The organism is Halorubrum sp. AJ67 (assembly GCF_000513435.1).
On sequence record NZ_CBVY010000001.1, the window covers coordinates 28,518 to 53,765 of the forward strand.

Consider the following 25,248-nt stretch of genomic DNA (forward strand, 5'->3'; position numbering starts at 1 on the left):
GCGCGACGACTACGGCGTCGCCCTCCGCGGTGTCGTGAAACGATACCCGAGCGGCGGCGGGGATCCGGTCGTCGCGCTCGACGACGTCGACTTCGCGGCCCGGCCCGGCGAGTTCGTCGCGGTGGTCGGGCCGAGCGGCTCCGGGAAGTCGACGCTGCTGAACGTGTTGGGGCTGCTCGACGACCCGACCGGCGGTCGGCGGTTGCTTGACGGAACCGACGTGACCGAACTCACGGTGGGCGAACGCACCGCGGCCCGGAAGGAGTCGATCGGGTTCGTCTTCCAGGACTTCCACCTCCTCCCGACGCTGACGTCGGTCGAGAACGTTGCGCTCCCGACCGCGTTCAATCCGGGCGACGAGAGCGACCGCGCCGCTGACCTCCTCTCGCGGTTCGGGCTCGGCGACCGACTCGATCACGAGCCGACGGAACTGTCCGGCGGGCAGAAACAGCGGGTCGCTATCGCCGGGTCGCTCATCAACGAGCCGGCGGTGCTGCTCGCGGACGAGCCGACCGGGAACCTTGACACGGAGACCGGCGAATCGATCCTCGCGGAGTTCGAGCGCGTGAAAGAGGAGGGCGTCGCCGTCATCGCCGTCACGCACGACCCGCTCGTCGAGGAGTACGCGGACCGGGTCGTTGAGCTCAGGGACGGGATACTGAGCGGCGGCATCGCGGACGAGACGGACCCGTCGGAGGGTTTCTCGTCGGACCGGAACCCAGGCGCCGCGCTCGCACCAGGGGAACGATGAGCGGCAGCAACACAGGAGAGATCAAAAGCGGGGGCGGAGCCACCGGCCGACTTCGCGGCTGGCGGCCGGCCGTTTCGATGGCCGGACGGAACCTCCGTCGAAATCGCGTGCGAACGGTCCTCGCGGTACTCGGCGTCTCTATCGGTGTGCTTGCGGTCGCGGCGCTGGGTATTTTCGGGAACGTGCTCGCGCTCGGTGCCGCCGACGCTATCGGCGATATTGGCACACAGGTGGTGGTCTCGCCAAACGCCGACGCGGGGGTAGAGTCACTTTCTGCGACCGACGTTGCGGGGATTCGGCGCGCCGTTGATGACCCGGCGGTCGGGGATCCGGCAGTCGTCCCGCTGTACTCCGATAACGGGATCGTTGAGGGTCCGAGCTCACAGACCTTTGCGACAATCTACGGGGTCGAGGAGCCGGGGCTCGCGTTTGAATCCGCCGAAGGGAGGCTCCCGGACCGCCACCGGCAGGGCGCGATCATCGGCGCAGGCGTTGCCGAGGATCTTGGTATTGGGGTGGGCGACACCGTGGGGATCGCAGGGTCACAGCAGCGCGTCGTTGCCGTGCTCGCCGAGACGCAGACATTCAGCCCGGTTGCGCCCGACGACGCCGTCTTCCTCCCGGAGTCAGCGTTCGCCGCTGACGGCTACGCGCAAGCCCTTGTCATCTCGGAGTCCGGTGAGACAGCACAGGCCGCCGCGGACGCGATCCGTGAGAACGTGAATGCCCGCGAGGAACGAGTCGACCTGTTTGAACTGGCGGCGATCGTCGACGAGATTAACGGCTTCTTCGACCTCCTGAGTACGTTCCTGCTCGGGCTCGGCGGCATCTCGCTCGTGGTCGCCGGCGTCTCGATCCTCAATGTCATGTTAATGAGTACGGTCGAGCGCAGACAAGAGATTGGTGTGATGCGCGCGGTGGGGGTGACCCGCCGAGACGTATTACGCGTGTTGTTAGCAGAGGCTGGCCTGATCGGTGCCGCGGGCGCGGCAGCGGGGACCGCGCTGACTGTGGTGCTCGTCGCGGGGCTCGTAGCCGCGACGCCAGCGGTAGACACCAGTCTAGTTATCGATCCGACGAACGGCTACTATCTCCTACGCTCTTCTGTAGGAGATTGTTGATACTGCTGAGCTGTGGCTGTCGAGTCGAAGAGGACAAGGACACCGCGTCAGCGGTGTCCGACACGGATGATTCCGCTAGATGCGTTTGGGTCGGAATCGGTCGCAGCGGACCTGCTCCAACAGGTTCGCTGGCGTGACGGCGTTTCCTGTCCTCGCTGCCGTTCTGACCGAACGGTCAGAAACGGCAGCTACGGGCACTTTCAGCGGTATCTCTGTAAGGATTGCGACCGCACGTTCAACGATAAGACCGGCACGATCTTCGCTCATTCGAAGATCGCGCTCCGTAAATGGTTGTTCTCGATCTACGCGTTTTTGCGGTTTAACACGAGTATCAGGCAGTTACAGTGCGAAATCGAAGTTACCTACAAAACGATCCACAGGCGTGTCGAGCGCTTCGCCGAAGCGCTCGACGCGCCGTCACTCGATCTCCGTGGTCCGGTCGAAATTGACGAATTCTACGTCTCTGCCGGCCTGAAAGGCCGCGAGCGCGACCGCTGGTCGCGCTCTCGCGGCCTCTCTCGACGCGGGCGCGGGACGTATGAACAGGACAAACCACCTGTGTTCGTCCTCGTGGATCGCGGCACCGAGCAGCGGTACATCGTACCGGCAAAATCCGCAGACGAATCGACGATCCGGCTCCTGCTGGCGGACCGCCAGCAGGAGCCTCTCCCGGTCTATACCGACGGATTTTGCGCGTACGATCCGCTTGAGGAAGACGAGAAATTCGACCGCGAATACGTCGTTCACGGAGACGGAGAGTACGCCGATGACACGGTTCACGTGAACACGTGCGAGAGCCACGCGTCGCTGGCGCGACGGTGGCTCTCGCCGCATCGAGGCATCTCAAAAGATCGTCTCACACAGTACTTCAGAGCGTTCCAACTCAGACGAGAACTCTACCGCAAACCTGGACGAGAAGCGCTCAAACATGCCGTCAAAGCCACTCTCTGAAATCAACAATGTGCTACACAAGAGCGATCTCCTATTGGCGCTCGGATTCGGCGTTGGCGTAGGAATCGTCAGCGGAGCGTACCCTGCATGGAAGGCGGCAAACGAGCGCCCGGTAGAAGCGCTGCGAAGCTGAACCGGGATCGCGATAGAGGAGAGCGCACCCGGCGGGGCGATTCAGCCTGTCGTTCCGTTCGATAGAATCGAGACCCCGTCGACTACCCACTCACTAACGGCGACACTTCACTGAGCGTCGAGTCGTTTCTCTGCGACCAGCAACGCGGCGTTTTTTTGACGCGGGCCCCGCAACATCCGAACCTGATCGGGCTCTCGGTGGTTCTGGTTGAGTCCATTGAGAGACACGAACTCACGGTGAGAGTATTGACATCGTCGACGGAACCGTTGCTGGAGATCAAAGTGTTTGTTCCGGAATTCGACGTCTCGTCCGGAACGGAGGCTGGGTAAGAGACACGTCGGAGCCGACGGTCCGATCGGAACACGTCGACAAACGGTTTCTCTGACGGGTCTGTTCCCTGATTCAAGAACTAATTGGACGCCGTCGCTTACCATCTGCCAGCTTTGTAGAAATCTTCGTCTATCGATGGGTATCAGCAGCCTTACTGAATACAAACGAGGAGTTCAGCACCGTTGGTCTGTTCGATTCACGCACCTACTACTGAACCAGCCGGTAGGTCTGTAGCCCTCATCAACCGGCTTTTTCAGGCAAAAATATATCAGATTAATAGAATTTTACCAGACCCAAAGACAATTAAAACCCAACTCCAAGCGAAAACCTGCGACAACGTACGGGCTTAGACACGTTTACAAGTGAATCTCATTCATACGGCCGTCAGCCAGCCGCTTATGTCGGGACGTTGCGGGTACGACGTACCGCCAGTGTGCCGTGGTACAGGATCATTAGACAGACGAACAACGCAGATCCGATCAGGAGCACGAAACTGAGCTGATCGAGTATCGGCATCGAGAGCCACTCCGCGAGCTCGCCCAGCCCGACCGCCAAGCTGGCGACGAGCAGCATGATCCCGAAGTAGATAGTCACGTCATCCTCATCTACGTACGCAGTCGCACTCGACCCGATCCGTGCGCCGAGCGCGCTGCCGACGAGGAGCGCAGTGACGATCCCGAGATCTATCACGCCCGCACGCCCGTACGTGAATGCGCCGACGGCTCCAGACAGCAGGCCACCGAAGAGGCTCGTTCCGACCGCAGCTGCCAACGACGTGCCGATCACGTAATAGATCGCGGGCATCCGGACGAATCCCCCACCGACGCCCAGGAATCCGGAGACGAGCCCGACTCCACCTCCGACTCCGGAGATCGTCCATAGCGACGCCTTGCTCCCGTCCGCGAGAGTCATCATTGGCGGGATGTCGTATGATTTGATTTTTTGTGCGATCTCAGGCACCTCGTCGTCGGCGCCACCGTCGGTAGGCTCGTCAGCGGTAGTACCGGCGTCTTGGTCGTTGTCCAGCGCACTCCGCGTAAACAACACCCCAATCGCGGCTAGCAGGAGGACGTACGCGACACCGACGACAACGTTCGCGATCCCGAGAACCTCAAGCCCAAACACGAGCCGGCTCCCGAGTTCGATACCGGCAGCAATGCCGACGAACATCAGCGCGCCGAGCTTGTAATCTACTTGCCCGGCGTCATGATGTTTCATCGTCGCAATAACGGCCGTCCCGAAGACGAACGTCATTGAGCTACCGATCGCAACTGGAGCTGGGTAGCCGAGTATCAGCAGTGCAGGCGTGACGAGGAACGATCCCCCCATCCCGAAAAAGCCGAAGAACACGCCAACCATGAATCCGAACGCGACGAACAGAGCGAGGAGCTCTCCGCTGAGTCCCAACAGCTCGAAGCCGGGAACTATCTCGAACATCTACGTCTCCGCGAGACGGTCAAGGACGATCGCTCCAACGGCGTCCTCGACAGTGCCGTAGCCGACGTAGAGAAGAACCGCTTCGAGGAGGACTATCGCTATTACTGCGAGCGCTTGGAGTGACGGGGGGAACCGACGAGAATCTCTGTTCCCGTCATCTGATACCACCGTGGCCGTGTTCGCGGGTTCCGGCATGAAGCGCGCGATTGATGTCGACCATATAATTGGACGTAGCCGGTGTGTCGATATAACAGTTTTGGGTTAACTACACAATACTATATTCTTGTGGTGAACGAGGCACGATAGAGAGGTTAGCAATAAGTTATAAAAATATATGCCTGCTCCCTGTTAACCACTATCCCCGTCGTTGCTGTCGAATCTCTTTGAGTCCTCTCCGTATCGATAACAGAGTGGGCTACTTCTCGTGGTCAGAACGGTGAAAACTGGATAAAACGACCGCTAAACCGGGAGGTTATAGCGAAGTATATGTAAACAGACGGTCAGAATAAATGTGGAAGGGTTAGTGAGTGATCGCCCACCTCTTACCGTCAAACATACGGCACACGCAGATGAGTTGCGATACTGCTCTCAGTTCGGCGCCGTATTGGGTTCAGACGGGTCAGTATCGTTATACTTGTTCTCAAACTCCTGAATTAACTGTCCCATCTTCGCATACCAATCGTTCAGCATCCGCTGCATCTCGTCGGCGACTTGCTCTGGATCGGTCGGCTGGTACACGTGGTAGTAACCGCCTTGGTCATAATTGACCTGTTCTTTGCTGATCAGTCCGGACTGGAGGAGCCGCTGGACAGCGCGATACGCCGTGGATCGCTCGCGGTCGGTCGCTTCTCCAATCTCGTCTACTGTAAGTGGCTCCTCACTCTCAACGAGTACCTCGAAGCATATCCGGTCCAGCGGTTTGTGACCGTGGAAACACTCCAGTAACCCTTCACACTCCATGTCGCTTCGAAGTTGTTTGGACACTGAACCTGGCATGTTACTACTTAATAGTACGGGTGGCCGTTGTAAATTTCTTGTGTAGAATACACAATTCTACCCAAGCAAACGATGCGCGGTCTAATATCATGGTGACCGTTGCTGTGGAACTAAAAAGACATTCCCGCTCGCCTTGGCAACGATATCCTCTGAGACGTCCCCGATGAGAAGCCGCCGCAAGCGACTCCGCCCGCGCGAGCCGAGGAGAATCGTGCTCGGTTCGTGTTCACGCTCGGCTCGGAGGATCTCTTTGGTCGGGTCACCGCGTCGAATATCGGTCTTCGCGTCTAACTCCCACTCTCCGAGCCGCTCAACAAGCGGTTGCATACGTGACTCAACCTCGGCATGGTCACCGGTGTCGTCTTTCGGGGACCGAACGTGTACCAGCGTGACCTCTTCGGTCGCGTGACGGAGATACTCGAACGTATTGAAGGCGTGCTCCGCGTTCTCCGAGAAATCCGTCGCGAACAGCGTCCGCTTGAACAGATGCCGGCGTACCGTCCCCGGTGTGTCAGTACCACGCTCGATGCGGTCAACGAGCAGTGGGACTACCGCCGTTCGAGCGAGATTCCGCGCCGTGGATCCGATCACCCTGTTCTCGAGCGGACTCTCGCCTCGTGACCCAATAAGGATCAGGTCCGCACCGACTGTGCTGGCGATTCCGTTTATTCGACGGTGTGGCGTTCCTCGAACGACGTGCGTCTCAGCGCCGAAACCGGCGTCCTCTATCTGTGACTGATAGCGACCTAGCGCGCGCTTGCGCCGCTTTTCGAAGTTGATTCCGGGCATCCCCGAGTGAACACTCGAAGGAACGACCGTCACCAAGTGGATCTGCTTGACGCCGATCTGACTGAGACAGCGCAGCCCAGTCTCTGATTCGATCATCGTCTGGCTCGCCGTCGAGAGATCCGTCGCCAGCACTGCCGACTTCGCGGTCACCGATGACACCTCGTCGTGTCACGGCACCAGTTGATATTTTCCACTACCTACAATACCATCGCGGCGGATATAAATCCCAGCCCTGTCTCCGACAGATACGACAGCACCCCACTGATCGGTAAGAGGAATCCGTACAGTTTCATTCGCAGTGGCGAGGAACGGAGAACTGAGGGGTCCGAACATCTCAGTATTGAACTATATTAACAATACTTATACCTGAATAGATCGTACAACAGTGTATAATGAGCTGTGAAAAACGGCGTGTATTCGGTGCCGGCTTCGTGCTGTTACAAGGGGTCGTAACCGCGGTTTTCCCCCAACTAAGCGTCAAGCTGGCAAAGAAGATGATCGGGAAGAACTTCGATAACGCCTCTGATCTTGAAGCAAACCCGGCGTACGTCCGTCAGCTCCGGGCCGTCGGTGTTGGTATGGTCGCTGCTGGCGGTACGACCCTCCTCTTGGATAGCCCACAAGAGACGAAGTCCGACTCGCCCGAGGACGGTGCATCGGACGAGGGGTCCACCGAAAGCTCAACGTAATCACTCCGGCGAGACGACGGTGGATTCGGCGGTCTCCCCCCGACACGAATCTTTTGATCGGGTCGGTCATCCACTCCGCGTAGGAGTCCAATCCCGGTTCTCGTACCCGAACGTTTTCTCCGGAGGCGACGATTCCACTCGTGATCTCAGTGTCGCGCCTGAGAGTCACAGAACGGTTCGTCCGGGGCTGTCTCTCTCCGCCGAGTAGCGGGTACCGACTCCTGCCGCCGGGCGGTTGTGCTCATTCGGCTCCGTTAGACACCTCCAAATCAGACACAAATGGCGTATCATCTTCATCGCACCCGTTTTTGGGATTATTATGTCACGAACTGGCTGGCGAGCGTCACGACGGCGAAGAGGGCGGTTGGAGCGCGTTCCGTCCGAAACGGGAGATGTCAGTCGGCGCTCGCCGGCGCGGCGTCGCGGGTCTGACTCCGGCTCCGCCAGTAGCCCTGGGCGTACGCGCCGAGGAACATCCCGCCGAGCGCCCACAGGATCGTGATGTTCCCGACGCCGAGGCTGGCGTACGCGGCGCCCGGACAGATGCCGGAGAGGCCCCAGCCGACGCCGAAGACGGCACCGCCGACGAGGACGTTCCGGTCGAACGGCTTCAGCCGCCGCTCGTAGGGGGTGCCGGTGAGCGGCGCGGTATCTCGAATCCGGGGGAGGAGCGCGAACGCGATCCCGGAGACGATCGCTGCCCCGAACATGACCGAACGGGAGGCCGAGATCCTCGAACAGGAGGAAGTTCACCACGACTTCCGGCCGCGCCATGTGGCTGAACCCGAGCCCGAACCCGAATATCAGACCACCGACGAACACCAGCGGCTTGAAGAGGGGATGGCGATCACTCACGCGTCGCTCCCTCCGATCGCTCCCGTTCGCGCCTCGCGCATTACGGGCTCACCCCCAGCGCGGCGACGACCTGCGCGGTCCCGATCGCCACGGTCAGGAACGTCGCGACGCCGACCAGCGACGTCTTCGACGCCGATCCGACGCCGCAAACACCGTGGCCGGACGTACACCCCTTCCCGACGCGGGTCCCGATTCCGACGAGGATGCCGCCGAAGAACAGCCGCCACGGCTGGACATCGGTCGACCACAGCGTCACGCCGGCGACTTCGTAGAGCTGACCGGTCGTCCCGGGTTCGTACAGCGAGGTCGTGACCACGCCGGACTGGACCGTCGCGGCGAACGCGAGCGCACCGAGGATGATCCCGGCCGTGAACACGACTCGCCAGTCCCGTGAGGCGACGTACTGCTGGAACCGCGACTGGCCGGACACGTACGACAGCGTCGACTCGAGGAACGTACTCGCCCCCGCCGGGATGCCCGTGCCGACGTAGATAACGACGGTGCCGAGTCCGACGAGCAACCCGCCGACTGCGTACCGGCTGATCCCGTTGGGGAACAGCTCGGCGACCGACTGAAGCAGCACAAGTGAAGTCGCCATCGGGGCCGTTAGTCACCCGCGAGCGACTCCTGGCTCGCCGCGCAGTTGTTGGGCCCGAGTTCGAGCGTGAACGCTTCCTCGTCGTCGACGACGTTCTGTCCGAGGTTCGTCGCGATAATGTCCTCGTAGTTGGCGGGCCGCGGCGGCATATCCGAGAGGATCAGGTCGACGAAATCGTCCTCGTCGGTCGTGAGCGCATCCATCTCGTCGACGAGTTCGCCGATCGTCGCGGTATAGGTCCCGTCAGCTGCCGTCTCCGCGGCGTCGCTGAAGTGTGCACCGCCGATCAGCGTGTCGTCAGGCAGCGTCAGGACGCGCTCTTGGAGCGATTCGTACAGCATGCGTGCGGCGTCGGGCGCACCCTCGTCGCCCTCCTCAAGGTCGGGGCGGGCGACGCTCTCGACGAACAGTCCGTCACCGGTCGCGAGCAGACTCCCGTCGACGAGGTAGGAGGTCATCCCCGTCGTGTGGCCAGGCGTGTGAACGGTCTCGATGGTCGCGTCGCCGATCTCGAAGGTGTCGCCGTCGGCGGCGTTCGTCAGGTCATCGGCGTACGTGACGCCGCGGTCGACGGCCGCCTCGGGGATAACGCCCTCGACGCCCGCCGTGTCGAGGTCACGCACGCCCGAGATGTGGTCGGCGTGGACGTGGGTATCCAGCGCGTACTTCAGGTCGACACCGAGCTCGTCGGCGTCGTCGAGGTAGCGGTCGGTGAACGCCCGCAGCGGATCGACGATTGCGGCCTCGCCGTCGTCGTAGAGGAGGTAGCCGAGACACCCCGACGAGGGGCGCTGGTACTGGAGGAGCGTGCCGGCGCCGTCATAGCCGCTGACCTCGACGGTCTCGTAGATACTCGCCCAGCCGTTCATCCCGTCTTCGAGGTGATCGACTTCGTATCCGCGCTCGACGAGCGTACCCGCGACGTACTCGCTGGCGCCGCCCTTCGCGCACAGGACGGTCACTTCGCGGTCGTCGGGAATGCGGTCGAGGACGTCGTCGTCGATATCGTCTTCGAGGAACTCGAAGTACGGGACGTTGATCGACGTGACGTTCTCGCCGTCGATGCGCCACTCCTCGTAGTCGGAGCTCATCCGCGTGTCGAGAAGTGTCACGTCGTTGCCGGCGTCGATTCGGTCTTTCAGCGTTTCGGGCTCGACCGACGCCACCTCGGCGTCGGGGGTCGGGAAGTCATCAGCGTTCATATCGGACAACTACATCTACCGGCCTGACGCACAAAAGTATTTTCATAGTATTTCCTCTACTAAGCAATACTGTGGTAGCTGAAGAAGCACTTCATAGTGAAGAATCCCAAAAACAACGTTTTTGCCGGGTATGTGGGAGAACCCGGTCTGAGAGTAGTTTGTCATAAACACAAGAACCGACAATTTTTTATTTCGGCACAGGGTATTGTGCGTTAGCTCCAATATAGACCACCGGAGCAGATAACCAATGAGTTCCCAATACGACATCGCGGAGACGCTCGACGTAAAAGGCGCATCGTGTCCCATGCCTGTGGTGAAGACGAAGGGAGCCATCGACGACCTCGCGGTCGGCGATGTCCTCGAAGTGGTGGCGACAGACTCCGGCAGCATGAGCGACCTCGACGGCTGGGCGGCCGGCACTACCGGCGTCGAACTCGTCAATCAAGAGGCGGGCGACGACGTGTACAGACACTACGTGCGCAAGACAGAGTAACGATGAGCACGGACACACCTGATGTCCCGTCCGACGGGGGCCCCTCGCGCGCGGAACTGGCCGCGCGCGTCGACGAACTCGAGGCGGCGCTTGCCGACGCCACGACCGAGGACGACGCCAAGAAGATGAGCATCATCGCGACGAAGGGGACGCTTGACATGGCGTACCCGCCGCTCATCCTCGCCAGCACTGCCGCCGCGTTCGGCTACGAGGTGACCGTCTTCCACACGTTCTGGGGGTTGGACATCCTCCACGAGGAGCGCTCGAAGAACCTCAAGCTGAGCTCGGTCGGCAACCCCAACATGCCGGTTCCGAACGCGGTCGGGGCGCTCCCCGGCATGGACCGCGTGACGACGAAAATGATGGAGCGGCGGATCGCGGACAACGACACCGCGAGCATCGAGGAACTGCTCGAGACGAGCCTCGACATGGGTGTCGAGTTCCAGGCCTGCCAGATGACCATCGACCTCATGGACTACGACGAAGACGACTTCTACGACGGCGTCACCACCGGCGTCGGCGCCGCGACAGCGCTTCAGGACATGGCTGACGCCGACATTCAGCTTCTTGTCTGAGCGTCGTCAGTCCGACGCGCTCCCCCCACTGATATCGACCGCCGGAGGTTCGCTCCGCCGCCGATGGTCCCCACATTTCTCCTTCTGACCGCAAGTGTGGCTGCCACACCGCCACCGAACGTCCAGCGATGACGACCGTTGGAACCGGTGGTTCGGTTAGCCTCCAGTCGGACTCCAGCGGGTCGGATTGAGTTACCGGGAAGTTCGGTTGCCATCTAGCAATTTGAAGCAAATCCAAGACGAGATCTTGTTTAGAACTGGTCGGCTCTGTTTAAATCCTATTTTTTAGATATATACTCGCTTGAAACAACTGGTCGCTGAATAGTGCGAGTGGCCCGAACCAGCATACCCAGTGAAAACTACTGTGGATTCACAGAGAGTTCGAGAGTTTTGAGATCAAGGTAGACGACCATCCCGACAAAAAGGCCCTCTATACCTGTGTTCACTACTTTGGACTCGATGAGCGTCAGCTGTACTACTTGAGTGACTGCTACACCAAGAGCCGCAAGAACGCCAGCGGCGAACACAAGGTGGTAAATCGCACTTCGGATGTTCCTTTCGTCTGTCTATCCCATGCTGAATATCTCTCTGAACTGAACAAGTTGCGCTTCATCTGTATTGAGCGATTAAGCGTATGAGCCTATCAACTGATGAGCATTTCAACAAAGCCTAATCTCCAGAAATGTTTACTCACATCTCTGGTTGTAGCCCTGAAAACCACGAGATAGCGCCTCGCTCCATCACATGAGAATCAAGACGACTTGGACTGCCTTGTCGACGATCGAGGTTCCTCTGAGAGAAAAGCAAAATATCTCGGCTTCATCGCCTCCGGCTCAAAGTCCGTCGCTCAGCAAAAGCAATTAATTGTCTGACTCACGCCGACGCAGATCCGTCCCTGACGGTACTCCCCAGAACGAGTGCGCCGGCAATGATTACCAGGTTCTTTACGATATACTGGCCCTCAACGGTTAATCCGTACGGGAACGTGGTATAGACGACTTCTGGGAGAAGTACCATCGGAAGGAACGTCCCCGGGAGTTGGAGTGCCAGCAATAGTAATCCGGCACGAGTAAGCGGTGGATAGAGCAGACAGACCCCGATGACCATTTCCCACACGCCGAGTACCGGGACAAAAAACTCAGGCGGAAGGATGTACACCGTTGAAGCGACGAGGTCGCCAGCCGGCGAGACTCCGAGTACTTTGAGTGCGCCGAACCAGATGAACACTGCTCCGACAGCGGCTCGCAACGCTGGGACGCTCCAACGGTCCATTTTTGATGCCAGTGTCGCATCAAGTGCGTCCAACCGCTCTTGATACGCGGTTATCGTATCTTTTGATTCGTTTTCTGAGGTTGCCATCGCGTACCTAATAATTACGATTTCAGCGCGTAAAACACTTCTATCTCCTGATCGACCATGGTAGATTCTTCTCAACTGAAGCTGTGAGCTTTTCACCATCCGAGGGTGTCATAGAACGGTTGTCATAGGCGACACGAGAGAGCATTTGTCTAATTGAGTTCGAAGTGTGGTTCGGCTTTTGAGAGACGTGAAATACCAGAATTAAACTATCCGCGAACGCAGCAGTTCGATCACCCGTTGTGGTCAATATACCCATTTTCCCATTCAGCCCGCGCCTCAACGCTCTTGCGTAGAGGATTGTTGGTGAGGACTCGTTAATTCAGGCGGGCTGCAAGAAACCACGGTTCAGCTGTGTTCACCACCGTTCTGGAGGGGAAGCTCAAAAGAGCCGAGTTTGTAAAACCGCAAGACAGCTCACCACCAACAATCTACGCCACAAAAGTATAAATATTTGAACAGCTACTATCCCATCCTGTTCAGTGCGTCTCAACGGTCTTCTACTGGTGTTTGGCCGTATCGTATTGTCGTCTTTGGACTCTTATGACGGAGTTGTGCCTTTGCCGACGCCAAATCTTTCTCCCAAGTCAGGTACGTCCCAACAGAATGTCGGATCGTGTACCAGCTCATCTGGCGATTTTCAACAGGAATTCCCGCTATCTCACAGAGTTCGTGGAGATCGCTATATAACTGACTGGCAGTAACTCTCACCTCACTTTAATATGATAACTCGGTGAATACTTCCTTATGCGTGGACGAGGACGCGGTTCAATCGTATGTCGATCACGCGCAAGTCACCGCTATATTTTTGCTAAACCCGTGTGATAAGTTATTTGTTCATGGAAAAAGACCTATTTGAGCGAATACTGGTTCCGATCGCTGATCCCGAAGACGCCGAGGCAACGGCCCGTGCGCTTCGACCTCACCTTGATCCGGATACGACGCTCATTGTGACACATGTTGTACAAGGTGAAACCGACGAAACGTCAGTAAAAAGGGGGCGTGATCAGTTTGCGGGAGCGACTTATGAGACATTCTCGGACATATTATACCGTAGGGATCTCCAGTTCGAATGGGCAACACTTGAAGCACGGGAGGTCGCGGAGGCTATCATCGATGGGGTTGAAATGACAGAGGCAACACTCGTCGCCTTCACACCGAGAGACATTGATACTTGGAGTCGAACAATCTCCGGCGATCCCGGCGGCCAGCTCATCCGGGAATCGGATGTGCCAGTAATGGTCTTTCCAAATCAGGAAATGTAGAACGCTCTTGGGTAGAGGATTGTTAGTGAGAGTTCGTCAGTTCCGATCGGTTCCAAGAAAGCACGATTTATCCGGATTTATGTCCGTTCTAGTAGGCTGGGTCAAGGGAATAGAATCTCGAAAATCGCAAGACAGCTCTCAACCAACAATCTACGCCACAAGAGCGTTGTTCCCAATCTGCTGAACCAACCTTGTTACTCAGAGTGCGAATTGACCGCTGTAAGTCCTACCAGCTTGAGATGATGTTTGGAGCACCGTGTAAGATGTAGGGCGCGTATCTCGTACAGTGGTTCTGAAGCAACGGCTAGTATTCTACCAACACAGAAGCAGTTTTGACGGTTCGTTGTGTGTATACTACCATGGGCCAGGCTATTCCTCTCGCAATTGGGTTCTCTGTTGGGGTCTGTTTATTTGTGTGGCTTGCGGGACCGGTACTTGAAGCTCGGTTCGGTGCGGAAGCCCTGCTGATCGCTTATGCGGGCGTTGCAGTCGGTGCCGGCGCAACTACATATGCGCTCGTTCGATGGATTGACTCGCGTCTTAGCGGTACCCCCAACTCTTCTGTCGATCAACATTCACATACAGACGATCTTGAGAATAGCCCGAATGATGAGGGTGAGACTGTGACGATCGCTCTGGCTGAGCTAACTGATCCCGATATCGAACGAGAGGTGCGACAACTCAAAGCCGAACAGACAGTGAGCGAAGATGGACACGACCAGTCGGTTACCCACGACTGAGAAGCCGGTGTTTGGTCTCTGAATAGACGGCTAGTTGGGCACTGTCTAGTTTACACCTCCTCTGCTGGCGTTCGATTGTTGAGTGACTGATGCGGTCGTTGGTGGTTATAATAGCGTACGAACTGTTCAAGCCATTCGCGGACGCTTGCCCGACTGCCCACCCACGAATGATGAAAACGGTCAATTCGCATCTTAAGCGTATGAATCCACTTTTCGATGAGGTTTCGGTCAGTATAGTCAACCTGACCGTTCAAGTCTAATCGAAAGAGGGCAGTCCGGTAGCCGAACTTATCGACGAGAAACGTGGCATCAGAGAGATCGTGTTTCTCACGGAGACCAGCGAGGAACGCAGCCGCTGGATCTGTGCCATGTCGTCCAAACAGCTGGACATCGAGAATGAATTTTATCTCGATGTCTATTGCGGCATAGAAACAGGCGGCAACCTCAGAGGGCGGGCTTGAGGAACCGTCCAGTTCGGCCTCCTTCAGTAGGTTGTGAACGTCATCGCAGAGCGCTTCGTCGTCTATATAGCCCAGTTTTGTGGCGACGTACGGGATGTATTCCGGCGGGTCGACGACGAGGTCCGAAGCGGTCCGAGGCGTGTGTGTTGACCGCGCCGTGCTACCCCACTCGATTCTGTTGCGTTATCATCCGGTGAACGACCCCCGACGCGCCAAAGAGGAGCGCAAACAGCATCGCGTACGCGTAGCCGGAAACGCCCGCGAACGGAACCGTCCCGATCCATGCCGCGCCGGCGAGCAGCCCGCAGACGGTCGCGAGCCCGACGTAGTACTCGCTCCAGAGGATCTCGTTCTCCTCGACGACCTCCAGATACACCTCCAGCTGCTTGCTCTCCTCCGTCAGTGAGACGAGCCCGCGGTCCGACTCGTAGTCGATGAACTCTCCCTCGGCGAGCTTCGGCAGATGCGACTGGTGGAGCGCCGTGTAGACGCGCTTGCGCTGCTTGTACGTCACCTCATGGATTTCGAGGTCGTTCTCCCACGCCGCCAGCTGCTCGGCGATGTCTCTGACCTTCGCGTCGTCGCCGTCGTGTTGTTTCAGATACCTGATTATGTTCCGCCGTCGCCGATTGCTCAGCGCTGTGAACACCTCGTCGCGGGAGGGGCCGTCGTCATCGCTCGTCGCCGCCCCTTTGGTAATGAGGTGAGGTGTCATTGTTAGATCACGAAACGTATCTTCATACAGATTGGTACCGAGATACATATCTGTTTCTGTGACTGTTTCGGACCCATTACCGTTCCGGACCGGGCGTTTGCCGGCAAATCTGCTCGGGATCGAGTATCATCTCAGGACACACTAGCCCGCGTGCCGGCTGGCCGTCGCAACTGCCACAACCCGACTGCGTCTTCGCCGACAGCGCACTGGTCGCTCCGTCGCTGCCATCGGTAGGCCGGTCATACATACGACCGTTCCGCCCTACTACCGGGTATGACTACGTCACACGACACGTCTCACGGCGCTTCCCGATCCGCGTCGCCGAACCGCACCGGCCTCAACCGATTCCGAAGCCCGGAGTACACGGGTGAGAACCGGTGTCTTCCCTGTACGGCAGTCAATGTCGGCATCGCCGGCGTCCTCGCCGTCGCGGTCGGCGTCGTCGTCGCCGTCGAACTCGGCGTCTTCGCCTTCGTTGCCTCCCTCGCGGCGATCTGGCTGCGCGGCTACCTCGTTCCCGGTACCCCCGAACTCACGAAGCGGTACCTCCCCGAGCGCGTGTTGCGGCTGTTTGGAAAGGGCCGCGCTTCGTCGCCGCCGACAGCGCTCGACGCCGAGTCGTACCTGCTGTCGTCGTCGGTGCTCGTCGACACACCGGACGGTGTCGATCTCGCGTTCGCGCCGTGGTTCGCGTCGGCGTGGCGGTCAGAGCTCGCCGCGTTGCGAGCGGGAGACAGCGACGATGACGGCCCGTCGCGCGAGGCCGACGAAGCCACCGACGGACCCGATCCGGACATCGCCGCGCTCGCCGCGCTCACCGACATCGACGCTGAGCTGCTCGCTATCGACTGGCGAGATGGCGCCGCTTTCGCCCGCGCCGACGGCGAGCGGATCGGGCACTGGGAGTCTCGTGCCGCGTTCCTCGCGGACATCGCCGCCGACCGGGCGTTGGCCGACGAACTGGACGACTGGAACGACCTCCAGCTCGCGGCTCGCAGCGGCGTGCTCGGGGCGATTCGGCTGTTCGTCGAGGAGTGTCCCGCCTGCGAGGGCGCGGTCGCGCTCGAAGAGCGCGTCGTCGAGTCCTGCTGTACGCGCTACGACGTGGTCGCTGGTCGGTGTACGGCCTGCAACGAGCGCCTGTTCGAGATGGATCTGCCGCCGTCGGTCGCGGCGGAGTCGGCGTGAGTGTCGGAGACAATCAGGGCGGGATCCGGGATCAGAGGATGACATCGTCGGTCGTCGTTTTTGTTTATCACTGTCTTACCGAAGCGCGCGAAGCTGCCGAGCCACCGAAAAGCGGTTGAGCCACAGCTGATACGCGCCTGCGACGGCGAACGACGCCAGAAAGAGACTCGTCCACAGGATCGGATCGACCGCGGAGACGCCGGGCACGTTGAGCAGCGCCGCGAGCAGGACGGTCAGCGAGACGACCCCAAGCGCCCGATACAGTTCCGACCACGTGACGCCGCCCGTCGCGACGATCTCCGTATATAAGGAGATATCGCGTGCGTGTCGCGACAGCTCGATCGTCTGCGTCTCGCGGTCGTACTCAACGACGCCGAGATCTTTCAGCTTCGGGAGGTGCGTCTTGACGAGCGAGGTGTAGACGCTCTCGCGGCATCGCTTCGGCGCCGGGCTCTCGCCCGTCTCGCGGACCGGCTCGCTCGCATAGCAAGCGGCCCCCTCCCAAAGCCGATTCCCTACCTCTTGGCAGTGGGCATCACGCTCGGTGTACTGTGGATGGGTTCACGGCTCGCCTACGGTGGTACACTGACCCGGGCGCTGTTTGGGTCAAACTGAGACGTCACGAGGAGACTGAACTGGTCAGTCGGGGTCCGGCTGCTCTCAATACAGGCGTTCTGTGTCGTCTTCGCAGTTTTATCCGACCGGCTGTTTCAGCCGATGATATGTCTGGAGAATTGGATTCCAACAGAGCCAGTTCGATCAATCACTTGCGGGAGACATCTCTCCTCCGGTTCAATTACGAGTAGCGATTGGTGATCAAATGGGTGATATCGATTTCTGGCGCCGGGGCGGCGAGTAACACTGTCTCGCTCTCGTCAACCCACGCCAGTGCGTCCCGAGTTACTTCGGTATCCACATCGGTTCCACCCTATGGCGTCATCATCCTTGCTAATAAGGAGGGTTCATTGAGCGGGCGTACCCATGGGGGGCCGCGAACTGACATTGAACGGCTCGCTGCCGACCTCGAACGAGCAGCTACCGCGTGACAGGTCGTGAGTTCTGAGAATCCAGCTACGTCGTTTTCCGAAGCCTAGCCGCACAAGTAGCCCGTTGCCTATCTCGGGCTGGCCAAAAGTTTCTAGTGCTCGGTTAGTGCCCCATTGCGCCCCCGAGCGGCTGGTAGTGCGGGAACATCGGGTGGGGGATGCGGATACCGAGCGCCATCAGTCCGTGTGCGAACAGGACGTACCCCAACACGACGAACACGACACCGAGCAGACGATGGACGCGACGTCGGTGCGCGACGTCGATCGACTGGATGACAGTTCCGTAGAGGAAGACGGCCGGGATCGTCCCGACGCCGAGAGCGCCGAGAGCGATCCCGCCGGTCGTTGGGGAGCCGCTCGCAAAGGCAAACAGGTACGCGGGATACAGCATCGGGCAGGGGAGAAACGCGTGAACAGCGCCGAGGCCGACGATACTCGGGCTGTTCACGTGGCGGTGAACTCTCGCTGCGAGCCACGACGTTACGCGCTGTACGCCCGGTATGCGAATATCGCCGCCGCTTCCCCCGATAACGTACCGAACCCCTGTCGCCACGATGAACCCGCCCACCGCGAGGCCAACGGTACCGCGCAGGACGTCAGCGACCGGTGTCAGCTGGTCGGTGGTGACGAACACGACGCTCCCGAGCGCACCGAAGGCGGCCCCGAGAACCGCGTACGTCGTCGCCCGTCCGACGTTGAACAAAAAGTGCTGTCGAACTTCGTAGGTTGTGAGATGCCCGGCCCGTCCGTCGTCAACTGTCGCGGTTCCGCCGTCCGGCTGCGGCGTCATCTGCTTCGAATACATCGTGACGAGTGGACCACACATTCCGATACAGTGTGCGCCGCCGAGGACGCCGATGAGGACGAACAGCGCGACGTCGATCCGGAACAGCGATTCGAGCATACTCTCTCTCAGTCGCGCATCGGCTTGTGTCGTCTGGTGTATCTCTCTACAAGCAGGACAGCACAAACAACAATCTTTAATAAATGACTGGCGCTATATTGTTACATGAGCGTCGTCAGCGTTTCAATGCCGGAAGAGTTGCTTGAGCGGATCGACCAATTCGCAGATGACCACGGGTATACCGGTCGCAGCGAAGTGGTCCGTGAGGGGAGCCGGAATTTGCTCGGCGAGTTCGAGGACAAGAAGCTCGAAGGTCGCGACTTGATGGGTGTTGTCACAGTGCTTTTCGATTACGAGACGACAAGCGTTGAGGAGAAAATGATGCATCTCCGTCACGAACACGAAGACATCGTCGCCTCGAACTTCCACAGTCACGTGGGGGGTCACCACTGTATGGAACTGTTCGTATTAGAAGGATCACTCGAAGACATTTCGACGTTCGTCGGAAAGATTCGAGCGACACAAGATACGATCACGATCGACTACTCTGTATCGCCGGTAGACGACTTCGGCCCGCTGGCAGACATAAATTAATTCTTCCGCACTTCTCGCGGAAATTATGTCTCTCTAGCAACTCCTACGTCAAGAGTATCTAATATGTTAACTATATCTTCTCAAATCACAGGAATTATTATAATCCAGATTAGTATTAGTAACACTGACGAATCAGATCTCGCGCCGAAAACTGCTACAGAGTGCAGGCGCAACCACAGTCGCTGCGACGGGAATAGCCGGTTGCCTCGGTCAGGGTGGCAACTCACTCGACTCGGTTACCATCGCGTACGTCCCGATCTATCCGAATATGCAACACTATGTGATGGAACGGGAGGGCTACTACGAGGATATCCCGGCAGAGGTCGCGATAGAACGGTTCAACTCTGGCCCTAGCGTTGTCAAGGCGTTCGCCAGCGGTGAAGTAGACGTCGCGCTCTTCGGCATTACTCCTGCGATGGTTCTCGCCGACAAAGGTACCGACGCCGGTATTCTCGCGGCGAACTCGAGAAACGGGTTCAAGATCATGGGGACGACCGAACTCGTCGACCTCTACGAAGAGGAAGGAGAAGCGGCGTTCGAGCGCTTTGAGCAGGAGCATGGCCGCAAGGCCCGGTTCGGTGCGCCGCCCGACGGGAGTGTGCCCGACATCGTCCTTCGATACTGGATCCAGGAGGATCTCGACCTCGGAGAGATGGAATCGGTCATTGCCAAATCGAAAGTCCCACCGGCGAAGGCGGTCCAGACGATCCAGTCGGGCGATATCGACGCGACGATCATCCAAGAGCCGTTCGCGACGATTATCAGTCAGAATGATAACTTTGGGGAGCTCGCGTGGTCCGGGAACATACTCGAAAACCATCCAGTCACGGTACTGTTCGCGAACCGGAAAATCCTCGACGACACCGAAGTTTCCCAATCACTCGCTGAACAACACACTGCTGCGACCGAGTTCACGACAGGCTCGCCGGATCGAGCTGCTGCCCACGCCGCATCGGTGATCGGCTCCGGTGTGAGCAAGGACCTCGCGAAAGCCGCTATGGAGTCCAAGGCGTCAGATTTCCTCTCGGATCCGCACGCGATTACCGACCAAGCCACGACGATGGGGGAATTCGTCGCGAACGTCGGCAACATCGAGGAACCGGTCGCGACTGAGAACCTATTTGCGTTCGATCCCTACGACACCATTCAAGAATGAGCACGCGTACTGACACCAGATCCGACACGTCGGTCGCCTACGGTTTTGAGGGGAATCTGCGGCGGTATCTCCGCGGACTGGGCGGACTCATTGTGTTCCTTCTCGTCTGGTGGGTCGGCGCGATGCTGACTCAACCGTCATACCTGGTGCCGAGCCCGCTCGACTCGGTCCGCGCGTTCATCGATCTGTTCGCGACCACGACCGCGATTGTCGTCCCCGTCTCGGGATCGAGTCTAGTGCTGCCGACCGGGCTCGCGCACCTCACGGAGACGCTGTTCCACTACGTTCCTGGCCTTCTTCTCGGAGCTGGCGGTGGCATTGGACTCGGACTATTAATGGGTTGGAACGGCGCACTCGACGACTGGTTACGCCCACTCGTTCGGGTCCTTCGCCCGATCCCGCCGCTTGCGTGGATCGTCTTCGCGATTGTCTGGTTCGGCATTCATCACACCGGTGCGGCGTTCATCGTCTTCATCGGGGCGTTCTGGATAAACTTTTACGCCGCCTACGGTGGCGTCGAAGGCGTCGCAGGCGACTTGACCGATGCCGCATCGACGCTCGGCGTGGAACGCGATCTCTCGATGCTGAAACTCGTCGCCCTCCCGAGCGCAGCGCCCCAAGTGTTGACTGGGTTCCGGACGAGCATCGGTCGGTGCTGGATGATCGTCGTCGGTGCCGAGCTGTTCGGCGCGCCCGGCGTCGGGTACGAGATCATCAACGCCTCGAACAACCTCGCGATGGCGACGAGCGTCGCCTACATGTTTCTGATCAGCCTAGCGTTCCTGTGTATGGACATCGGGTTTCGCCTTTTCGAAGGGAGGGTTCTCGCATGGCGCTGAGTTCCGAGTCGCCAGTCAATCGAGAGTCACGCGAGAAGATTACTGTCCAGAACGTCAGCAGGGCGTACGACTCCACCCAAGCGCTCGAGGGTGTCTCGCTCTCGGTCGGGGAGGGTGAGTTCTGCTGTATCGTCGGCCCGTCGGGATGTGGAAAGACGACGCTGTTGCGAGCGATAGCGGGCCTCGATGACCCCGATACCGGGTCGATACTGGTCGGCGGGGACCCGGTTACCGGCCCCGGACTGGACCGGGGGATGGTCTTTCAGGAATACGCGCTGTTCCCGTGGCGAACGGTCCGTGGCAACATCCGGTTCGGCCTCGACCGACCCGCGTGTGGCTGTCCCGACTGCGAGGCGCGGGCTCGAGAGCTGATCGAGTTAGTGGGACTCGACGGATTCGAGGACGCGTATCCCAAAGAGCTGTCCGGCGGGATGAAACAGCGCGTCGGGATCGCTCGCGCGCTCGCGCCCGATCCAGAGATACTCTTGATGGACGAGCCGTTCGGCAGCGTCGACGCCCGGACGCGCGACCGACTACACACCGAACTGCTCGATATCTGGGCGCAGACGGAACAGACGGTCGTCTTCGTCACACACGACATCGACGAGGCAGTAAAGCTCGCCGACCGTGTGGTTGTTATGGATGCCGAGCCGGGAATGGTCCAGTCGACCGTCTCGATCGACGTAGAGCGCCCACGCGAACGGACAGCACACGACTTCGTCGAGTACGTTGCACAGATTCGGGCCGAACTCGGGGAGCCTGAGCCGCGTTAGTCGAGGATCTCCCGCTGAGATATAGTTATTAACAATATTTTTTATATCGTTATATCTATTATCTCTGAGTTATTATTTAATATATGCCCATTGTGAGCTCTTCGATGACGGAGCAACTCCGCGAGGACCTCGACAGTTTCGCGGAAGAACATGGCTATAGCGGGCGCAGCGAGGTCATACGCGAAGCGTGTCAGGGACTGCTTGAAGAATATCAAAAGAGCGATTACGAGAACCGACGTGTCTTAGCGACAGTTACTGCCGGATTTGAATATGATGCACCGGATATCGAACACAAAATGATGGATATTCGGCATGAATTTGAATCGCTGATCCGGTCGAATTCGCACAACTGCTTGGAAAGTAATGCCGGATGTGTCGAGACGTTCGTCATCGAAGCGACTGGTGACGATGTGTTGAGATTCATCGGGACCATTCGGGGAACGGACGAGTCGGTTTCAGTCGAATACACAGTCATACCCGTCGATGAGTTACACGCGGAACCCAGTGAAGACTGAGTCCGGTATATATCAATAGAAACGAAAGCATCGCTTCTACTTATCAATACTTGAGCCTACTCTGTACTACTATTGTTATTTGGATCCATTTATTGCGACAAGTTTATTATAACGGGTCTTAGAATTGTGAAACAGACATGCCACACATCCACCTTGGAGAAGGTTCGTTCCCCCTCTGGGCGCTAGTGCTTTGGACGCTGATCGGGACCGCGTTGATCAGCACTGTGGTCTACCGGGTCCGGAAAGGCGGTATCAAAACACATCAGATTGCGCTCGCGGGTATTGGAGCGGCCGCGAGTTTCGCAATTTTTCAACTGAATATCCCCGTCTGGGGTGGGATTCATATGAATCTCACCGGTTTAGTGGGTATCATCGCTGGACCGCTACTCGGCGCAATCGTCGCACTTGTCGTTAACGTGTTCTCGGCTGCTCTCGGCCATGGAGCAGTCGGCCTCATCGGAGCAAACACCCTCATCAACGCCAGTGAGGCGATTGTCGCCTACTACGCATTTAAAACTCTGATTGGAATGGACTGGGACGTCTTTCCTGCTGGCGCGAGTGCAACAACACTCGGTCTTTCGGTGGGTTCCTTCCTGATGGCTGCGATCATCGTCATTAGTGGGGTAAACGGAAGCGCGCTACCGCGTGGTGACCTGACAATTGCCGTGGCCGGACTCGCAGGACTCAACCTCGGTGTCGCCGTTGTTGAGGGAATTCTCACCGGTCTCATCGTTCAATTCCTTGCCTCCGTGCGCCCCGATCTTGTTGGGCTCACGGACCGCGACACCCAAGAGGAAGCCACGGGGGTGACGGCCTGATGCAGCGCTGGAAGCAGTACGGCGCGTTGTCTGCTCTCTTCGCAGCCTTTCTTGCTGCTGGATACTGGGGTTTCACTGCGACCGGCGGCGCCCTTCCATGGGCAAAGCGCTCCTCACAGGCGCTTCAGCGCGGTATTCAGGAGGGTGGTGGAGGACTTGTCAATTTGGGACGTGGTATCCTCGTAGCAGGCCCTATCCGAAAAGGAGGAATGATGCTTGAGTTCGCTGGGCTCTTTCTTTTACTGCTGTTCCTCGGTATCGGGATGTACGTTTATGTAGACCGCTACGGCGGCTTTGGGGGCGGGGAACGCGCGTCCCGGTAATCGTGACAACGCTCTCAAATCACGTCCCGGACCCACGACTTATTACTGCGTTCGCCGAGCGGCGGGACGGGCCGCTACACCAGGTTAACCCTTGGACGAAGGTCGGGATTATCGGCGCGCTTGTCCTCGCAGTTACGGTGTTTGACCGGCTCGCACTCCTCGCGGGACTGTACGGGACCGTCCTCATCGTCTACGGTCTTGCTAAGCTACCGTATCGGCGTCTCGTCGGCTGGTACACACTCCCGATGTTATTCATCGTCTCCGTTGCAGGGCCGCTAGCGTTTTTCGAACCGGGTACGCCGATCGGTGGTGCGCTTTCGACGCCACTCGGCAACATCTCGGTCACGTGGGCTGGAGTCATCCTCTTCTTAGAGCTCAGCTGTCGATCACTCACTGTCGTCACGTTCGCACTGACGGCATCAATGACAACAAAGTACACCGACGTGGCGTATATGCTTGGACGGTTACTCCCCAGACCGATCGATCAGGTCGCGTTACTCACGTACCGGTTCACCTTTGTCATGCTCGAGACACTTGAAGACCTCGTGAAAGCCGCACTCTCTCGTGGAGCGAACTTCTCGGAGTTTTGGTCGAACAAGCGGCTGTACGCGAGAATTCTCGGCATGACGATGCTATCAGCGATCGAGCAGTCCGAACGGCTGGTCAAATCGATGGAGGCTCGCGGTTACGACGGAGATATCGTGCTGTACGGGGACGTTTCGCGACCGCCGATCCACGAATTGTTCGTCGTCGCCGGTTCGTACGTCGCCGTTGTGGGGTACGCGCTGATTGCGGTCTACAAGGTGGGGCTATGAGCCAAGACGATTCACCGTTGGTCGAGCTTCAGTGTGAAGCTCACACCTATCCTGACGGGACAGTCGGCATGCATGATGTCGACTTCTCGGTGTACCCCAACGAAGTCGTCGCGCTTGTCGGTGGCAACGGTGCCGGGAAGTCGACGCTGCTCGAACACCTGAACGCGACGCTCGTTCCCGATGTCGGCGAGCTCGTCGTTGACGACACACCAATCACCGAAGACAACAAGTCATATGCTCGAAAGGAGGTCGGATTCGTCTTTCAGGACGCAGATACGCAACTGGTCGCCCCCACAGTTCTTGACGATGTCATGTTCGGTCTCCAAAACTACGGCGTACCTAGTGACGAAGCGAAAGAACGCGCCCGTGAAGCGCTCGCGACCGTCGACGCGAGCCATCTTGAAGACCGGATTCCCCACTACCTAAGTGGTGGAGAAAAACGCCTCGTCGGTCTCGCCGGTGTGCTGGTACTCGAACCGAGTGTGGTCGTGCTGGACGAACCACTCGCGGGACTCGATCCCGAGCGGTCACAACTCGTGGCCGACCGAATCGAACAGGTCCATCAGGAGGGTATTAGCGTCGTTCTCTCGACGCACGATCTGGACTTTGCTGCTACGGTCGCAGACCGCGTCTGTGTAATGGCCGACGGCAACGTCGTCGGAAACGGAACGCCTAGAGAGGTGTTCTACGACGACGCGTTATTAGCAGAAGCCAATCTTCATGCTCCGAGTACAGTTCGTATAGCTCGCGATACAGGGCTGGGAGAGAAAGCACAGCCTGTCACAGAATCTGAGCTTGTCAGGCACCTCACAGCGGCAGTTGAGGATGTGAACTCGAATCAAGTCTCATCTGTCGATACCACCCAAACGAATCAGTAGAC

The 25,248-nt window shown here is 58.6% G+C and carries 28 protein-coding genes and 4 pseudogenes; 19 read left to right on the forward strand and 13 right to left on the reverse strand.

Annotated features, from left to right (window positions below):
- The 4 genes from BN903_RS00095 to BN903_RS18500 form a co-directional block, all read left to right on the forward strand.
- A partial coding sequence (locus BN903_RS00095) for an ABC transporter ATP-binding protein (RefSeq protein WP_048075787.1) occupies positions 1–751 on the forward strand: 751 nt, incomplete at its 5' end.
- Positions 748–1,872, forward strand: coding sequence for an ABC transporter permease (locus BN903_RS00100; protein ID WP_228840970.1), 1,125 nt, complete (start codon positions 748–750; stop codon positions 1,870–1,872). The genes BN903_RS00095 and BN903_RS00100, both read left to right, overlap by 4 nt.
- A gap of 66 nt (positions 1,873–1,938) precedes the next feature.
- Positions 1,939–2,823: an IS1595 family transposase gene (locus tag BN903_RS00105; protein ID WP_048075788.1), complete on the forward strand. Its 885-nt coding sequence runs from the start codon at positions 1,939–1,941 to the stop codon at positions 2,821–2,823.
- 288 nt (positions 2,824–3,111) lie between these two features.
- On the forward strand, positions 3,112–3,285 hold the full coding sequence (locus BN903_RS18500) for a TrmO family methyltransferase (RefSeq protein WP_195155656.1): 174 nt from the start codon (positions 3,112–3,114) through the stop codon (positions 3,283–3,285).
- 397 nt (positions 3,286–3,682) lie between these two features.
- Here BN903_RS18500 and BN903_RS00110 read toward each other — a convergent pair whose 3' ends face one another.
- The 4 genes from BN903_RS00110 to BN903_RS00125 all read right to left on the reverse strand — a co-directional run bounded on the left by BN903_RS00110 (position 3,683) and on the right by BN903_RS00125 (position 6,604).
- The gene (locus BN903_RS00110) at positions 3,683–4,723 is read right to left on the reverse strand and encodes a sulfite exporter TauE/SafE family protein (protein WP_048075789.1); all 1,041 of its coding nucleotides are present in this window, start codon (positions 4,721–4,723) and stop codon (positions 3,683–3,685) included.
- Positions 4,724–4,918 (reverse strand): hypothetical protein, encoded by a 195-nt coding sequence (locus BN903_RS00115; protein WP_048075790.1) that lies wholly within the window; start codon positions 4,916–4,918, stop codon positions 4,724–4,726.
- A gap of 393 nt (positions 4,919–5,311) precedes the next feature.
- Positions 5,312–5,719 (reverse strand): helix-turn-helix domain-containing protein, encoded by a 408-nt coding sequence (locus BN903_RS00120; RefSeq protein WP_048075791.1) that lies wholly within the window; start codon positions 5,717–5,719, stop codon positions 5,312–5,314.
- An 87-nt stretch (positions 5,720–5,806) separates the two neighbouring features.
- A complete protein-coding gene (locus BN903_RS00125; RefSeq protein WP_048076136.1) occupies positions 5,807–6,604 on the reverse strand; it encodes a universal stress protein in 798 nt (265 codons plus the stop codon).
- Between the two features lie 293 nt (positions 6,605–6,897).
- Here BN903_RS00125 and BN903_RS00130 point away from each other — a divergent pair, with 293 nt between their 5' ends.
- The gene (locus BN903_RS00130) at positions 6,898–7,197 is read left to right on the forward strand and encodes a hypothetical protein (RefSeq protein ID WP_048075792.1); all 300 of its coding nucleotides are present in this window, start codon (positions 6,898–6,900) and stop codon (positions 7,195–7,197) included.
- Positions 7,198–7,592: 395 nt separating this feature from the next.
- On the opposite strand, the pseudogene BN903_RS00135 reads toward BN903_RS00130, so the two are convergent.
- The 3 genes and pseudogenes from BN903_RS00135 to BN903_RS00145 form a co-directional block, all read right to left on the reverse strand.
- Positions 7,593–8,052: pseudogene (locus BN903_RS00135) on the reverse strand (YeeE/YedE family protein).
- 40 nt (positions 8,053–8,092) lie between these two features.
- A complete protein-coding gene (locus tag BN903_RS00140) occupies positions 8,093–8,650 on the reverse strand; it encodes a YeeE/YedE family protein (RefSeq protein ID WP_048075793.1) in 558 nt (185 codons plus the stop codon).
- A gap of 8 nt (positions 8,651–8,658) precedes the next feature.
- On the reverse strand, positions 8,659–9,852 hold the full coding sequence (locus BN903_RS00145; protein ID WP_048075794.1) for an MBL fold metallo-hydrolase: 1,194 nt from the start codon (positions 9,850–9,852) through the stop codon (positions 8,659–8,661).
- Positions 9,853–10,099: 247 nt separating this feature from the next.
- On the opposite strand from BN903_RS00145, the gene BN903_RS00150 reads away from it, so the two are divergent.
- Together BN903_RS00150 and BN903_RS00155 are read left to right on the forward strand one after the other, a co-directional pair.
- Positions 10,100–10,345: a sulfurtransferase TusA family protein gene (locus tag BN903_RS00150; RefSeq protein ID WP_048075795.1), complete on the forward strand. Its 246-nt coding sequence runs from the start codon at positions 10,100–10,102 to the stop codon at positions 10,343–10,345.
- Positions 10,346–10,347: 2 nt separating this feature from the next.
- A complete protein-coding gene (locus tag BN903_RS00155) occupies positions 10,348–10,920 on the forward strand; it encodes a DsrE/DsrF/DrsH-like family protein (RefSeq protein ID WP_048075796.1) in 573 nt (190 codons plus the stop codon).
- Between the two features lie 873 nt (positions 10,921–11,793).
- On the opposite strand, the gene BN903_RS00160 is transcribed toward BN903_RS00155, so the two are convergent.
- Together BN903_RS00160 and BN903_RS18505 are read right to left on the reverse strand one after the other, a co-directional pair.
- Positions 11,794–12,279 carry a hypothetical protein gene (locus tag BN903_RS00160; protein WP_048075797.1) on the reverse strand — a complete coding sequence of 162 codons (486 nt, stop codon included), beginning with the start codon at positions 12,277–12,279 and terminating at the stop codon, positions 11,794–11,796.
- A 486-nt stretch (positions 12,280–12,765) separates the two neighbouring features.
- Positions 12,766–12,954, reverse strand: a pseudogene (locus tag BN903_RS18505) (site-specific integrase); the annotation flags it as partial.
- 161 nt (positions 12,955–13,115) lie between these two features.
- Between BN903_RS18505 and BN903_RS00165 the strand changes: the two are divergent.
- Positions 13,116–13,541 (forward strand): universal stress protein, encoded by a 426-nt coding sequence (locus BN903_RS00165; RefSeq protein ID WP_048075798.1) that lies wholly within the window; start codon positions 13,116–13,118, stop codon positions 13,539–13,541.
- Between the two features lie 359 nt (positions 13,542–13,900).
- The gene (locus BN903_RS16180; RefSeq protein WP_154017948.1) at positions 13,901–14,281 is read left to right on the forward strand and encodes a hypothetical protein; all 381 of its coding nucleotides are present in this window, start codon (positions 13,901–13,903) and stop codon (positions 14,279–14,281) included.
- A gap of 50 nt (positions 14,282–14,331) precedes the next feature.
- On the opposite strand, the pseudogene BN903_RS15320 reads toward BN903_RS16180, so the two are convergent.
- Positions 14,332–14,709: pseudogene (locus tag BN903_RS15320) on the reverse strand (integrase core domain-containing protein); the annotation flags it as partial.
- 193 nt (positions 14,710–14,902) lie between these two features.
- Entirely contained in the window at positions 14,903–15,457 is a 555-nt protein-coding gene (locus BN903_RS00170; RefSeq protein ID WP_048075799.1) for a hypothetical protein, read from the reverse strand.
- Between the two features lie 273 nt (positions 15,458–15,730).
- Between BN903_RS00170 and BN903_RS00175 the strand changes: the two genes are divergently transcribed.
- The gene (locus BN903_RS00175) at positions 15,731–16,645 is read left to right on the forward strand and encodes a hypothetical protein (protein ID WP_048075800.1); all 915 of its coding nucleotides are present in this window, start codon (positions 15,731–15,733) and stop codon (positions 16,643–16,645) included.
- Between the two features lie 75 nt (positions 16,646–16,720).
- Here the strand turns inward: BN903_RS00175 and BN903_RS17770 are convergent.
- Together BN903_RS17770 and BN903_RS00185 are read right to left on the reverse strand one after the other, a co-directional pair.
- Positions 16,721–17,113, reverse strand: a pseudogene (locus BN903_RS17770) (hypothetical protein); the annotation flags it as partial.
- 681 nt (positions 17,114–17,794) lie between these two features.
- On the reverse strand, positions 17,795–18,595 hold the full coding sequence (locus BN903_RS00185) for a sulfite exporter TauE/SafE family protein (RefSeq protein ID WP_048075801.1): 801 nt from the start codon (positions 18,593–18,595) through the stop codon (positions 17,795–17,797).
- 105 nt (positions 18,596–18,700) lie between these two features.
- On the opposite strand from BN903_RS00185, the gene BN903_RS00190 reads away from it, so the two are divergent.
- The 9 genes from BN903_RS00190 (at position 18,701) to BN903_RS00230 (ending at position 25,246) form a co-directional block, all read left to right on the forward strand.
- Positions 18,701–19,129: a CopG family ribbon-helix-helix protein gene (locus BN903_RS00190; protein ID WP_006630628.1), complete on the forward strand. Its 429-nt coding sequence runs from the start codon at positions 18,701–18,703 to the stop codon at positions 19,127–19,129.
- 193 nt (positions 19,130–19,322) lie between these two features.
- Positions 19,323–20,285: an ABC transporter substrate-binding protein gene (locus BN903_RS00195; RefSeq protein WP_369317828.1), complete on the forward strand. Its 963-nt coding sequence runs from the start codon at positions 19,323–19,325 to the stop codon at positions 20,283–20,285.
- Positions 20,282–21,124, forward strand: a complete 843-nt coding sequence (locus BN903_RS00200; RefSeq protein ID WP_048075803.1) for an ABC transporter permease — start codon at positions 20,282–20,284, stop codon at positions 21,122–21,124. The genes BN903_RS00195 and BN903_RS00200 overlap by 4 nt, the downstream gene beginning before the upstream one ends.
- Entirely contained in the window at positions 21,115–21,897 is a 783-nt protein-coding gene (locus BN903_RS00205; protein WP_048075804.1) for an ABC transporter ATP-binding protein, read from the forward strand. Before BN903_RS00200 ends, BN903_RS00205 begins: the two co-directional genes overlap by 10 nt.
- A gap of 104 nt (positions 21,898–22,001) precedes the next feature.
- Complete coding sequence (locus BN903_RS00210) at positions 22,002–22,412, forward strand: CopG family ribbon-helix-helix protein (protein WP_048075805.1); 411 nt, start codon at positions 22,002–22,004, stop codon at positions 22,410–22,412.
- 137 nt (positions 22,413–22,549) lie between these two features.
- On the forward strand, positions 22,550–23,230 hold the full coding sequence (locus BN903_RS00215; RefSeq protein ID WP_006630633.1) for an energy-coupling factor ABC transporter permease: 681 nt from the start codon (positions 22,550–22,552) through the stop codon (positions 23,228–23,230).
- The gene (locus tag BN903_RS00220) at positions 23,230–23,553 is read left to right on the forward strand and encodes a hypothetical protein (protein WP_048075806.1); all 324 of its coding nucleotides are present in this window, start codon (positions 23,230–23,232) and stop codon (positions 23,551–23,553) included. Before BN903_RS00215 ends, BN903_RS00220 begins: the two co-directional genes overlap by 1 nt.
- A 2-nt stretch (positions 23,554–23,555) precedes the next feature.
- Positions 23,556–24,368, forward strand: coding sequence for an energy-coupling factor transporter transmembrane protein EcfT (locus tag BN903_RS00225; protein WP_048075807.1), 813 nt, complete (start codon positions 23,556–23,558; stop codon positions 24,366–24,368).
- A complete protein-coding gene (locus BN903_RS00230) occupies positions 24,365–25,246 on the forward strand; it encodes an energy-coupling factor ABC transporter ATP-binding protein (RefSeq protein WP_048075808.1) in 882 nt (293 codons plus the stop codon). Before BN903_RS00225 ends, BN903_RS00230 begins: the two co-directional genes overlap by 4 nt.
- Positions 25,247–25,248: the final 2 nt, after the last annotated feature.

Bases quoted from the DNA above. Each gene is read 5' to 3' on its own strand.
- BN903_RS00220 (WP_048075806.1), top strand. From the start codon at position 23,230: ATGCAGCGCTGGAAGCAGTACGGCGCGTTGTCTGCTCTCTTCGCAGCC.
- BN903_RS00110 (WP_048075789.1), bottom strand. From the start codon at position 4,723: ATGTTCGAGATAGTTCCCGGCTTCGAGCTGTTGGGACTCAGCGGAGAG.
- BN903_RS00165 (WP_048075798.1), top strand. From the start codon at position 13,116: ATGGAAAAAGACCTATTTGAGCGAATACTGGTTCCGATCGCTGATCCC.
- BN903_RS00185 (WP_048075801.1), bottom strand. From the start codon at position 18,595: ATGCTCGAATCGCTGTTCCGGATCGACGTCGCGCTGTTCGTCCTCATC.
- BN903_RS00100 (WP_228840970.1), top strand. From the start codon at position 748: ATGAGCGGCAGCAACACAGGAGAGATCAAAAGCGGGGGCGGAGCCACC.
- BN903_RS00115 (WP_048075790.1), bottom strand. From the start codon at position 4,918: ATGCCGGAACCCGCGAACACGGCCACGGTGGTATCAGATGACGGGAAC.
- BN903_RS00140 (WP_048075793.1), bottom strand. From the start codon at position 8,650: ATGGCGACTTCACTTGTGCTGCTTCAGTCGGTCGCCGAGCTGTTCCCC.
- BN903_RS00210 (WP_048075805.1), top strand. From the start codon at position 22,002: ATGACGGAGCAACTCCGCGAGGACCTCGACAGTTTCGCGGAAGAACAT.
- BN903_RS00175 (WP_048075800.1), top strand. From the start codon at position 15,731: ATGACTACGTCACACGACACGTCTCACGGCGCTTCCCGATCCGCGTCG.
- BN903_RS00170 (WP_048075799.1), bottom strand. From the start codon at position 15,457: ATGACACCTCACCTCATTACCAAAGGGGCGGCGACGAGCGATGACGAC.
- BN903_RS00105 (WP_048075788.1), top strand. From the start codon at position 1,939: ATGATTCCGCTAGATGCGTTTGGGTCGGAATCGGTCGCAGCGGACCTG.
- BN903_RS00120 (WP_048075791.1), bottom strand. From the start codon at position 5,719: ATGCCAGGTTCAGTGTCCAAACAACTTCGAAGCGACATGGAGTGTGAA.
- BN903_RS00145 (WP_048075794.1), bottom strand. From the start codon at position 9,852: ATGAACGCTGATGACTTCCCGACCCCCGACGCCGAGGTGGCGTCGGTC.
- BN903_RS00155 (WP_048075796.1), top strand. From the start codon at position 10,348: ATGAGCACGGACACACCTGATGTCCCGTCCGACGGGGGCCCCTCGCGC.
- BN903_RS16180 (WP_154017948.1), top strand. From the start codon at position 13,901: ATGGGCCAGGCTATTCCTCTCGCAATTGGGTTCTCTGTTGGGGTCTGT.
- BN903_RS00150 (WP_048075795.1), top strand. From the start codon at position 10,100: ATGAGTTCCCAATACGACATCGCGGAGACGCTCGACGTAAAAGGCGCA.
- BN903_RS00200 (WP_048075803.1), top strand. From the start codon at position 20,282: ATGAGCACGCGTACTGACACCAGATCCGACACGTCGGTCGCCTACGGT.
- BN903_RS00205 (WP_048075804.1), top strand. From the start codon at position 21,115: ATGGCGCTGAGTTCCGAGTCGCCAGTCAATCGAGAGTCACGCGAGAAG.
- BN903_RS00215 (WP_006630633.1), top strand. From the start codon at position 22,550: ATGCCACACATCCACCTTGGAGAAGGTTCGTTCCCCCTCTGGGCGCTA.
- BN903_RS00125 (WP_048076136.1), bottom strand. From the start codon at position 6,604: ATGATCGAATCAGAGACTGGGCTGCGCTGTCTCAGTCAGATCGGCGTC.
- BN903_RS00190 (WP_006630628.1), top strand. From the start codon at position 18,701: ATGAGCGTCGTCAGCGTTTCAATGCCGGAAGAGTTGCTTGAGCGGATC.
- BN903_RS00230 (WP_048075808.1), top strand. From the start codon at position 24,365: ATGAGCCAAGACGATTCACCGTTGGTCGAGCTTCAGTGTGAAGCTCAC.
- BN903_RS00160 (WP_048075797.1), bottom strand. From the start codon at position 12,279: ATGGCAACCTCAGAAAACGAATCAAAAGATACGATAACCGCGTATCAA.